The 11,585-nt window shown below is 67.0% G+C and carries 8 protein-coding genes; 3 read left to right on the top strand and 5 right to left on the bottom strand.

All coding sequences use genetic code 11. The features are described 5' to 3' along the window. The first annotated feature begins 41 nt into the window (after window positions 1–41). From OKJ99_RS10290 to OKJ99_RS10280, 3 genes are read left to right on the top strand one after another with little or no spacing between them, the layout of a single operon-like run. Window positions 42–2,189, top strand: coding sequence for a helix-turn-helix domain-containing protein (locus OKJ99_RS10290; RefSeq protein WP_326015565.1), 2,148 nt, complete (start codon window positions 42–44; stop codon window positions 2,187–2,189). A 3-nt stretch (window positions 2,190–2,192) separates the two neighbouring features. Next, on the top strand, window positions 2,193–3,188 hold the full coding sequence (locus tag OKJ99_RS10285) for a hypothetical protein (protein WP_326015564.1): 996 nt from the start codon (window positions 2,193–2,195) through the stop codon (window positions 3,186–3,188). Next, window positions 3,185–4,063, top strand: a complete 879-nt coding sequence (locus OKJ99_RS10280) for a DUF6339 family protein (protein ID WP_326015563.1) — start codon at window positions 3,185–3,187, stop codon at window positions 4,061–4,063. Before OKJ99_RS10285 ends, OKJ99_RS10280 begins: the two co-directional genes overlap by 4 nt. A gap of 46 nt (window positions 4,064–4,109) precedes the next feature. Here the strand turns inward: OKJ99_RS10280 and OKJ99_RS10275 are convergent, their stop codons facing one another. From OKJ99_RS10275 to OKJ99_RS10255, 5 genes are read right to left on the bottom strand one after another with little or no spacing between them, the layout of a single operon-like run. Next, a complete protein-coding gene (locus tag OKJ99_RS10275) occupies window positions 4,110–5,480 on the bottom strand; it encodes a DNA cytosine methyltransferase (protein ID WP_326015562.1) in 1,371 nt (456 codons plus the stop codon). An 11-nt stretch (window positions 5,481–5,491) separates the two neighbouring features. Next, window positions 5,492–6,487 (bottom strand): DNA cytosine methyltransferase, encoded by a 996-nt coding sequence (locus tag OKJ99_RS10270; RefSeq protein WP_326015561.1) that lies wholly within the window; start codon window positions 6,485–6,487, stop codon window positions 5,492–5,494. Then, complete coding sequence (locus tag OKJ99_RS10265) at window positions 6,484–6,888, bottom strand: very short patch repair endonuclease (protein ID WP_326015560.1); 405 nt, start codon at window positions 6,886–6,888, stop codon at window positions 6,484–6,486. Before OKJ99_RS10265 ends, OKJ99_RS10270 begins: the two co-directional genes overlap by 4 nt. Before the next feature lie 54 nt (window positions 6,889–6,942). Next, window positions 6,943–9,921 (bottom strand): Z1 domain-containing protein, encoded by a 2,979-nt coding sequence (locus OKJ99_RS10260; RefSeq protein ID WP_326015559.1) that lies wholly within the window; start codon window positions 9,919–9,921, stop codon window positions 6,943–6,945. Next, on the bottom strand, window positions 9,921–11,471 hold the full coding sequence (locus OKJ99_RS10255; RefSeq protein WP_326015558.1) for an ATP-binding protein: 1,551 nt from the start codon (window positions 11,469–11,471) through the stop codon (window positions 9,921–9,923). Before OKJ99_RS10255 ends, OKJ99_RS10260 begins: the two co-directional genes overlap by 1 nt. Window positions 11,472–11,585 lie beyond the last annotated feature (114 nt).

Genomic DNA, 11,585 nt, shown 5'->3' with positions numbered 1-11,585 from the left:
CTTACAAGGGGCTTGCAGTGCAAGGGAGGAGCGGGTGGCGCATGGAGACAGGTGAGGAGTTCGGCCCCTGGCTGGCCCGGCAGCTGAAGCTTGCAGGGAAGTCCCAGGCGGATCTCGCCAAGGAGCTGAACCTGACGCGTGCCGCCGTATCTGCCTGGATCAGCAAGCGGTCGGTCCCCCGTCCGACTGTCATGGAAGACATCGCCAGGGCACTCGGAACCGATGTCGGCACCGTGCACACCCGCACGACCGACACTCAAGCGGGTCTTCCGATCTCCTGGTACCACCGTCCCGGATATCCGGACGGGGGGCGGGACGGTGGTAACGCGGCCGCCTTCGCTTTCGACGCGGACGTGCAGGTCCTCGCTCGCGAGACGTGTCAGAACAGTCTCGACGAACGCCTGGCGGACAACGGCCGTCCGGTGCGCGTCCGTTACACCATTCACGAATTGACCGGAGAGTCGCTCGACGCCTTCCGTAAGGCGATTCTCTGGGACGACCTTCTTCCCCATTACTCGTCCGTTTCCGAGAACTCGGGCCACCAAAAGGTCGGACGGGTCGTGGATGCCGGCGTGCGCGACATGTACGAGAAGGGGCGCCTGGTCCTTCTCCGGGTCGATGACTACAACGCGTCCGGGCTCACCGGTGACGATTACGACGACGGCAGATTCGCCGCCGTGGTCCGTCGCCAACTGGACAGCCTGAAGACCGGCCGTAGCGCGGGAGGTTCATACGGTCTGGGTAAGGCGACCCTCTGGGCGACCAGCGCTCTTGGTCTCGTTCTGATCAACTCCACGTTGTCCGCCCCTCACGAGGGGCGCACCGAACGCCGAGTCATCGGGCGTATGGAGCTGCCGTGGCGCCAAGTGGATGGCAAGGGGTACGCGGGTCCTGCTTGGCTGGGGCGCCCTGACCCCGACTCTCCTGGTGCGGAGATCGCCCGCTCGTGGTGGGCCGACGAGGAAATGGTGGAGAGCCTCCACCTCACCCGCGACGGGGACGAGCCCGGCACCTCGTTCCTCATCGTCGGGGCGCACGACGTCGCCAGCCTCGACGACCGCGCGCCTGCCCGGGAGCCCGAAGACCTCGACCGGGCCGACGATGCCGGGGACACCCGTGACATCGAGCGAATGCATCAACGCCTGGTCGACGCGTTGGGGCGTGACTTCTGGGCCGCGATGACCGGTGGCGGTGCCAGGCTTCCTCTTCTCGAGACATCCGTGCGCACGCTGCGCAACGGCAACGTAGTCGTCCCGGAGCAGCAGGTCGATCCGGTCGTCGAACAACCCTCCCGGACACGTGCCCTGCGCGCGCACTACGAAGGCAGCACTGTTGACCGGCTCACCGAGGTTGGACAAGTAGCCGCGCGCAAGGTCCCGTTGAGGCTTCCGTTGTCCGGAGGGGTCCGTGGAACGCTCGGTATTCATCAAGCGATTCTGCTGGTCACTGCCCAGACCGAGGACGGGGGCGGTGACAAGAACGAAGTGCACTCCCTGCGTGGTAACCGCATGACCGTGAAGAAGAGTGGCGTCCCCGGCCTGCCCTTGGGAACCAATCCGTTCCAGGCGGTCCTGTTGGTGGGCGAGGCGGCCGGCGAATCGGCCCCCTTCGCCGACGAGGCCGAGGAGTTCCTGCGTGCGGCGGAACCGCCTGAGCACGACCGGTGGGGGCAGACCGAGGAGCTGACCCTCCGCTGGTCGCCTTCCGCGTATCGCCGCATCGCCCTGTTGACCACCGAGACCAACAATGCGGTCAAGGAACTTGTCGCTCGGCCGAAGAGCGCGAACCGCGAAGGCGGCGAGTCCCTGCGTAAGGCGCTGACCGTGAATAAGAGGACCAAGGCCAAGCGGCCCTCAGGGCCGGTGGTCCCGGAACTGGACGCTCTCCAGGCCACGATCGGCGATGAGGGCGAGTGGCAGGTCACCGCGGAGGTGAAGATCCCGCGCGGGGACGAGATTGTCACGATGGTGCCCGTAGCTCAACTGGACGTGCGCTCCGGTGGCCGACCGAGGCTCGCCTGGGCGGAACTCGAGGCCGTCGACGGCTGCGAGGTCGAGGATGGCGCCCTCCGGTTCACACCCGGCGCCCGACGCGCGATGTTTCGAGGAGCGACCGACGTCACGAGCCACCCGGTCAGAACCACGCTTTCCCGTCTCGTTGTCGAACTCCGTTCCGGCAAGGGGGAGTAACGCGTGAAGATCTATCCGTACAAGCGACTCAACCGTCCCGTCGCGCTGAGGGTGACCTCGGTCTCCCTACGGCTCCCCGACGGTACTCGGGACCAACTGGACACCACGGCCTACTCGATCCCGCAACAGACCGTCGCGCTGGGCATCGCGGGGCACGCGGACTGGGTGAGTGCCCGGATCGGTATCTCCGCGACCCTGCCGCCGGGGGCGAACGCGCCGGACGCCACATGGTCGGATCTACAGGTTCTGGCCGTGCTCACCGACGGTGAGACCAATATCCGTACTTCCGTGGCACTCGGCCGCGATACCGAGGACGGGCGGGACTGGTCCGGCTCCCTGGATCTGCTACGCGACGACCACGCTGGTCGGGCTTCCCTCGCCGTGTACGCGGTGGGGACCGCAGACGACGTACGTGGACGGGCGATCACCGAGACCGACAAGAGCTGGGTCGTCGACACAGAGTCCGAGGAGCCGGTCCGAGGGCTCCAACTGGACGTGAAGACAGCCGGGTTCAGGAAGAGCGCCCGGGAGTGGCTGCACGCTTACGCCGATGCTCCCTGGATCGTGGACGCCTCGGGACGTGTCCCCACCGTGCTGGTGAACACCGACGTCGAAGGCATCCTGGGTCTCCTGGACAGCAGCGGCGCCGGTGTGGACAGCAAGATGCGTGACCTGTTGGTCGGGCAGATGGCCACGGACGTGTGGACCGCCGTGTTCCACAGTGCCATCGGCGACCTCGAGGTGGAGCCCGGTGGCAGCCCCGTCTTTCCCACTGACTGGCAGGGCGAGGTACTGCGGGAGATGCTCCCGGACGTGGTGCCGGGAGTGCATGTGGAAGAGGCCCTTCGCCAGGTCCATCTTCGGCGCACCGGAGACTCGGGCTGGGTGGAACTCCAGACCCGCATCCACTACGCGGCGCTCCGCCGCGCCGAGGTGACGAAGGCGCTGACCGCTGCCATCCGGAGCCTCGAGCAGGACAACCGAGGGAGCGACACGTGATCAGCCGGCCGAACCACGTACCGGAGCGGTTGGGACTGCTGGCCGCTTCGGCCGCCGACCCGTTCCTCATCGAGGAACTCCTCACGGGCAGGCAGGTGCACGGCGGTATCGATCTCGCCAAGGTCGTCGAGCCGCTCCCGGAGGGCGACCCCAGGTGGGCGGTCGAGCCCATCCGGAGCCTGGTCGAAGACGCCATGCACGAGTTCCGGGACAACCGCACCCAAGCCGATGCCTGGCTTGCACCCCGTATCCACGCCACCCTGCGCCTGACCAGACGTGAGGCGGCCGACAAGCGCCTGTGGAACCACATTGCTCTGGCAGTGGCCCCTGATTATGTGGCTTGGCGCCACTTGTCGACGCCGACGGAGAAGAAGCCCGAAGCGCAGATCGCCCCGGAACGCTTCCGTGGAGCCTCAGACCGGCAGTGCTTCTCCCGACTGTGGTGGGCGGCCGAGCTGTTCCGGAATGGGCCGGACTACGAGCCGGTCGTGGCCGCCTGTGCGAACCAGGACCTCATTCACACCGTGCTCCGGAGCGATTTGATCGACCATCGGCCCACTGCGCTGGCTCTGGCTCGACTCGTAGAGCGCGGCCTGATCACCACGGGGCGCGAGGTCAACGGCCTCAGTGTCGCGATCAACTCGGCCGGCGCGACATTGGTGTACGACGTGCTCGCGCCGGACGAGCCCCGGGACCCCGCCCGACTGCGGGAGTGGATCGCCGACTCCAGCTCGATGTATCTCGTACCCAGGCACCAGCTTCCGGTGGGACCCGACGACGACCCCGTCCCGGAGAGCTCCGTGACTGCTCTCGCCGACTGCTTTGCGGACCTTTTCGAGACTGCGCCGATCAGAGGCCGACAGAACATGGATTGATCCGACGGCGGCGCACCTGCGGAGCAGGCCCGCAGGTGCGCTGGGGCTACTGCGGCGAGGGCTTCTTGGCTTTGCGTGGACGCATGGTGGAGCGTGGCGGCTTCTGTTCCTCGGGTCGCGGGCACCTGTCGGTGCAGGCGTCAGCGGCCCCGCAGCCGGTGTTCCGTAGTTTTGCCCGCTGTTCCTCCGTGGCTGCTGTCCACGGCTCTCTCAGGGCGTCCGGGGCGGGCGCGGGCAGGCCGAGTGCGGCACTCAGCAAGTGCATACCGAACAGCGGCGGAACGGCGTTGCCCACCTGTTGGGCCTGGGCAGTACCGGACCACGGGTAGTCCGGCGGGAAGCTCTGCAGCATCCCCGCCTCGTTCATGCTGAACCGCTGGCCCTCGTAGACGATGTTCTCGTCCAAGTGTTGGAAGATCACGAAGCGTGAGATACGCCCGGTGACAGTGGTGGCCGGCTGCCGGTCGCTACGTACTCCGCGGCGTCCTGGAACCCCGGAGCTGCCGTAGTTCGAGCGGACCAGGAATGGAGTGGCGCGACCTGGGTGAGTGCCTACCGGCTCTTCGAGAGCTTCTCCCATTGATTTCCAGGGCAGTAGGTCCGCATCGTCTTCCTGGCTCTTCTTCGTCTCCGCAGTCAGGGCGTCGAAGGATTCCTGAAAGGCCTCGTTCGAGGCTTTCTCGATCTCACTCTGTCGCTTCCATTCTTTCGCCTCGTAGGCGTGATGGGTCGTTTTGGGAAGCGATGGCTTATCGAGCCCTACACGCCGAGCGATCAACACCGCACGGGAACGTGTCTGAGGCACCCCGTAGCTCTCGGTGTCGAGGACGTCGACGATGACCTCGTATTTGGTTCTGTCGGCGTCGGGGAGGCCTTGTTTCTCCAGTACCTCGGCGTATTGCCGCCAAAGAGCCTCGACGGCAGGGACCTGTTCCAGAACGATGACGTCGAACGGACGATGCTCCCGGTTCGCGCTCCTGGTCGCCTGGATCGCGTACCTGAGAGGCTCGAGGACCAGAGCGGTGCGCGGGTCAGTGAGGGTCTTCAGGTCCTTGTCGATGGACTCGTCGGATTCGCCCGCCATCAGGCGGTCGATGTATTTCTTGACCTGATCCAGGGCGGCACGTCCGGCCCCGTGCCCGGCCACCGAGTACGTCTGGCACGGAGGCCCTCCTGCGAGCACGTTGATCTCCGGTGGCAGCGACTCGAAGGAGTCCCGGCGTACCGCGCTCACATCGGCGTGCATGGTGTCCAGTCCGGATGCGTAGCGCGTCAGACACGCGCTCCTGTCCCATTCGATACCGAGACTTGGGACGTCGAGCTTGTGCGCTGCGACGTCCAGTCCCCCCGGGCCGGCGAAGAGATCCAGGACAAAGGGCTTGTCGAGGATGGGCTGATGGGACGTCGAACTGGTCATGGGGCGGAAGTCTAGCCGGCAGCGAAGATCACCGGATCGGGGTCCAGTGCTTCGGCCACGGCCCGTCCCAGCGCCGCTCCGACCGGTGGCGGTGTCGCGTGCCCGACCTGGCGGTACCGAGCCGTCTTGCGCCCGCTGATCTCCCATGTCTCGGGAAAGCCCTGCAACAGTGCCGCCTGCTCAACAGTGATCTTCACGAGGCCGTCTCTGCCGAGCTCGGGATCCCATACGAAGTCCGGACCCGGGACCTTGTCTCCCACCGTGTGACCGTTCACGCCCATCGTCGCCCACTTGCGCTTGGCGCCGGTCGGCCCGAGATCGGCACCGCCTCGGTTCTTCGAGCCGCCGACCACGGTGGGCGCCGGGCGATCCGCCTGTGCGGCCCAGCGGACCGATTCCTTCCAGCCGCGCGAAGCCATGGACCTCCCCAGTGCCTCGCCGACTGTCATCGGCGCCTGTGCGGTCGGTGACGGAGGTTCGAACGCTCGGGTGAGCTGTCGATCGACGGCGACAAGAATTCCCTGTTTGCGGTTCTGGGGGACACCGAAGTCGACGGCATCCATGACGAACCAAGTGAAGTCGTAACCCAAGTGCTCGAGTTCTGCGCGGGCGAACTCACGGAACTCCTGAAAAGCGGCGGACCCGACGAGGCCGGGCACGTTCTCGAGGAGCACCGCGCGAGGCCGGATCGCGTGGACAAGGTAGATGGCGGCTTTCAACAGCCGTTCTTCCAGGCCTGTCTCCGTACGCCCGATGGTCGCGTTCGACTTGACTCGGGGCAAGCCGGCCGAGAGTAGGTCGACGTCGTGGCTCACAGGATGTTCGCTGGGGTCGAAGTCCAGTAGATCGTCCTGGATCACCTCCCATCGTGGGCGGTTCGCGCGCAGGGTCGCGCACGCGTCCTTGTCCTCGTCCAGAAGCAGGCGCGGAACGAAACCCGCCTGCTCGAGCCCGAGGGCGAGTCCGCCCGCCCCCGAGCACACATCGACGAAGGTCAGTTCACTCATCGTTTCTCCCCCTTGTTCGTTCCTGGAGCTCGCCGTCGTTCTACGGCTGCGGATACGCGACGTGCTACGTCCGGCGGTGATTCGTGCTCCCAGAACCGCAGTACTTCCCACCCCATGGCACGGAGATGTTCCGTGGTCTCCCGGTCACGGGCCATGTTCCGGTCCAGTTTCTCCCGCCACCACTCAGCGTTCGCCTTCGGCCGCGTCGCATGCTGTGGGCATCCGTGCCAGAAGCAGCCGTCGATCAGGACGGCCACCTTGGCGCTGGTGAAGGCGACGTCGATCCGTCGCCGGGCCATACCCGGGACGCGGTACTCCAGGCGGTACCGCAGTCCCGCCGCGTGCAGCAGGCGTCGCACCGCCAGTTCGGCCCCGGTGTCCTTGCTCGCCTGCTTGCTCATGCGTGCCGAGACACCGGGCGAGGATGGCCTCACGTTCTTCAACGCCGTTGTGCCTCACATTTGCAGCTCGTCACGGTCGATGATCGCTGCGTCACATCTGCCCGAGTCGATAGCGCGGAACCGCACCAGTCGACGGTCGCCTCGGGCCGTCGACATCGGGGCGACGAAGGCGAATGCCATGACGAGCTGACGCGGGTCGATCGCCCCGTCGGGCGTGATCCGTGGTTCGGATTCCACCACGGGATAGAGAACCAGTGCACCCCGTCGTGGACGGATGTTCTCTTCGATGATCGCGTTACCGGTCAGATTCGCGGCACCGGCCAGCCGCATCGCCGCCGCGACGTGGTGAGGCTCGCGGATACCACCGAACAGGGGGCCGCGGCGGCGCGTTCGGTGGGCCAGCGTGAAGGGGCCGCGGCCCAGGATCCTCGCTTCTCTCCGCCGCACCGACGTCTGCATCGGCGCGATCACGAACCAGTCGTCGATCGAGGCCGACTCCCGCCCCGCCTCCAGCAGGAACTCCAGGTGCGGTGAGAAACGCTCCGGGGCCGACCAGCGCAGTTCGCACAGGACCGAGAGGAGGTCTGCGTGGGGCATCGTCCCCACGCGCGCGATGAATGGGCGGCCGTCCTCGACGGAAAGTGGCACGGGCGTGTCCGCCAGTACATCGAGCACCGGTGCCCAGCACTCCACGTTGTGCTGCAGCGCCTCGGGCTCCTCCGGGTAGGCCACGGGCTCCTCCCAGACCCCGGGTGTGCGCACCTCCACCAGCTCCGCGTTGAACATCTTGTTCCGGGCCGACGGCTTGATCCACGGGAGGTGTTGGGAGACCAGGGGCGGGATCTGGGACGGTGTGACTTGAGGGTGGCCGTCGACCAGGGTGGCGTACCGGGACAGCTCGGTGCGGAAGTCCTCCTCGTCACGGCAGATCGCCTCGAACGCCTCGTACAGGTCCACCGTCGCCGCCGGTCGGGTGGCGGTGGCCGGGCGGGTGGTTTCCTCGCGCCCGATGTACAGCCGCACCAGATCCCGGTACCCCTCCCGGAACCCGAACCATCGACCCATCTGCATCAACGTGTCGGCCTGCTGGGTCTTGCGGCGGTAGTACGTGACCGTCAGGCCCTCGACCGTGAAGCCGCGGGAGAGTTTGGTGCCGCCTACCAGGATCTTCCAGACGTGCGGGGTGCGGTCGAAGTCCAGGTCGGTCTTGGCGTAGTCGCTTTCCTTGTCGCCGTTGACGACGATGACCGGGGACTCGCCCTTGTTGATGAGTTGGCGCGCACGGGAGATGTGGGGCCGGAGCTCGTCGAAGGAGGCAGGGGTGGGCACTCCGTCCGCTCGGGCGTCGCTGACCTGTGCAAAGTCCGTGTCGTAGAGCTTGCGGAGGCGGGCCTGGCCGACGGGGCCTAGAGGGGCCGAGTTGTGCCACATCGTGTTGATGCGCAAGGCGAGTTCGGCGTGCTCGGCCATCCTGACCGACTCGTGGACGAGCATCGTGTGGTGGCGGAAGCGCTTCTCGGGGATGCCGTGTGCGGCGCGGTACAGCTTTATCGCGCCTGCTATGAGGAAGGCGTCGAGTGCTTCTTGGAGGCGGTCGCCCGTGTCCTCGTAGACGCCTCGTACGTGGGCGAGTTCCTGGGAGTTGGCGACCGTGCGGTCCTCGGGCGGGACGGACGAGTCGAGGTCATGGAAGTCCTGGACGCCCATGTACCCGTCGGGGCGGCGCAGGGAGATGAGGAAGTCGTTGGGGAAGATGTCCTCGCTGTCCGCCGGGTCGACGAAGACGTTGGCGAAGGGTGTCGCCGTGTAGCCGACGTACTGGGCACGGGGGAGCAGGGTGAGGAGCTGCGAGATCAGGCCGTTGATGGCGGTGCGTTCGGGGGCGCCGCCCTCCCATTTCTTCGGGTCGGTGGTGTTGACCGATGCCTGGTCGGACTCGTCGTCGATGATCAGGGCCGGGATCTCGGAGAGGAGGCCCTGCGCCTGGATCTGCTTGAGGTTCTTGACCAGCTTGGTGAGGACGGCCTTGTTCTTCTTGACGACCATGATGCGGGCCGCGGCATGGTGCAGGTTCTCCGGGTGGTGGAGCGGCTGCTGCCGGTTGCGCTTCTCGAACTCCAGGGCGCGGATGCCCTGTTGGAGCCCCGCGTAGTCCTTGTCCCGGGTCGTGAGCCGGTCGATGTCGGGGTGGCCGTGCTGCGAGGGGCGGAAGCCGAAGGAGACGAAGTCGTCCCACTCGTCGTCGTCCCCGACGTAGTCGATACCGACGAGGGTGTCCGGGTCGGTGGGGTCGGCGCCGCCGAGAATGTTCTCCTGGCCGACGAGTTCTTTGTCGAGGCGGCGTTGGGTCTGGGCGCGAAGCAGGTTGAGGGTGCCGCCGAGGACGATGACCAGGCGGTAGCCGGCGTCGATGGCCTTGGCCGTGACGCCCGTGAAGTTGGCGGTCTTGCCGGACTGTACGTAGCCGACGACGAGGCCCTTGGCCTGGCGGCACTCGGCCTGCTCAGGGTCGGCGAGGCGCTCGACGACCGAGTGCGCGGCTTCGTCGAGGTGGCCGACGGCCGTGGCGGGCAGACCCTTGCGCTCCAGGACTTCCCGGTACTTGGGCCAGTAGAAGGCGTGCCGGGCGGCTCGCTCGGGCGTGTACCAAGGGGTGAACTCACGGGTGATGACCGTCGCGCCCGGCTCCTTGTGGACCGGGGCGGTCGCGTCGAGGGCCTTGCGTAGGTCTTCGTCGAAGTCGAGCCGCTCGTACACAAGTTGGCGACGCTCGTCGCTGCGGGCCGGAGTGTCCTGGGACCATCGCGGCGCCTCGGCGAAGTCCCACGCGGTGAGCTTTCGTGTCCACAGGTCCACGAGGGCCGGGGCGCCGGAGGCGAGCAGTGAGCGGAAGTCCTCGGGGCTCAATTCGGCGTCGGGGTAGTCCTCCGCGGCGATGTCGGTGACCGCGTCGAAGAAGGGGCGTGGGCGGCGCGTCATGCTTTCCAGAGCTTCGGAGTGGAGCTCCAGCAATATCGCCGGTGTGGTCGTCATCAGGCGGTCTCCCGGCCGTCGAAGAAGCGCTCGCGCTGGCTGAGTACCGCGGTGAGCATGATCGTGTTCCAGTAGTCGAGCCGGTCCTGTCGTCGCTTCTCCCAGCGGCCGAGCGCGAAGCAGTCCTCCAGGAGGAGGTAGAGCATCGTCTTGGCGACCGGTGCGTCGTTGAGGCCCCCGCGGCGGCCCGCGTTGAAGGCCTCCCGGTACTGCTTGTTGAGCAGGACGACGTGGTCGTCGCGGTCGATGTCGAAGAAGCGGTCCTCGGGCAGTGCCACCCAGCTGAAGGTGATCGGGTCCTCGCTGCCCCGCTCGGGGAGTTCCTGGCGGACCGCGCGGCGGATCTTCGGGTCGAGGCCCTTGCCCGGGTAGATGACCGGCTTGCGGTCGATCTCTGTGCGTGAGTTGCCCTCGCGATAGGCGGACTGCGCCGCTTCCAGGTACGTACGGAAGGTACGGCCTTCGGCGTCGACCGCCTTCTCGATGCCGCGCGCGTAGGCGGGTGTGGCGGTGACGCCCTTCTTCTTCACGTCGAGGCTGAAGACGTCGTTGGTGGTGCCGGGCAGGTCGACCGCGATGCGGGCGAGGCCGAGGTGTCCTTCGGCCGCGCGGTGGCCGTTCCAGCCGCCTGCCTGGACGAGGCGGTCGTTGCGGTAGAAGTAGAAACCCTGGCGGTCGGCGAGCGGGCCGATGTCGCGGTAGCCGGGCAGCTTGGACTTCGCGGGCCAGACGTGGGCGTGCAGCATCACGTTGCCCACGCCTTCCACGGGGGCGGTCAGCTCGGCCGGATAGCCCGGGCGGCCGGGGAGCTTGTAGCCGAAGGGGTCCAGCGGCTCGACGCCGATGTGCTCCAGCTCTTCGTCCGGCAGGTCCACGTGCTCGACGACGATGTCGATGTTGAAGTCGTCGCGCGCCAAGAAGCGGTGCAGGTGGAGGCCCAGGTGGCGCTCAAGACGGCCGATCGCCTCGGAGAGGAAGCGCTCGATCTGGCCGGGGGCCACCGTGTCGAAATCCCGCACCTGATCCCAGCGGATGATCGTGCCCTGCCACTGGATCACGCCGTCGTAGCGGTCGATGAGGTTCTGGGCGTAGTCCGGATCCACGGTGTCGCAGCGGAAGCCGTCCTCGATGCCCGATGCCGTGAGTCGACGTCCGGCGGCCCGGCTGCGGCGGGTGCGACTGATGACGCTCAGCGAGGCCGCATTGGAGAGGGAACCGGCCTTGAGGCCGGTGCCGTAGAGGCCGAGGGCGCCGTCCCCGTATTCGCGGCGTCGGCCGACGGTCATCGCGGCGTCGAGGCCGTCGTCGTCCATGCCGCGGCCGTCGTCGACGATCAGCAGGCTGACGACGCGGTTGTCGTCGCGCAGGAAGTGCACGACGACGTTACGGGCCTCGGCGTCGATGGAGTTGTCGATCAGGTCGGCGACGGCGACCTCGAAGTCGTAGCCCTGGTTGGTGAGGGCCTTGCCGTATCCGGCATCAGGCAGGAGCTGCTTGCTCCCGGTGACGGGTACCTCGTACTGCCAGTCGGCACTGGGTATCTCGGGCATGGTCGCTCTCACTCGCATCCATCTCACGCACGCGGCGGGGCCTACGTGGGGGGAGGGGCGGCCCGACGGTTCAGTCAACGAGTGTGAAGATACTGCACGGGTCGGACATAGAGG

This window comes from Streptomyces endophyticus, from assembly GCF_035798155.1.
GTDB classification, from domain to species: Bacteria; Actinomycetota; Actinomycetes; order Streptomycetales; family Streptomycetaceae; genus Streptomyces; species Streptomyces endophyticus.
This window is presented reverse-complemented; position numbering and strand designations above follow the sequence as displayed.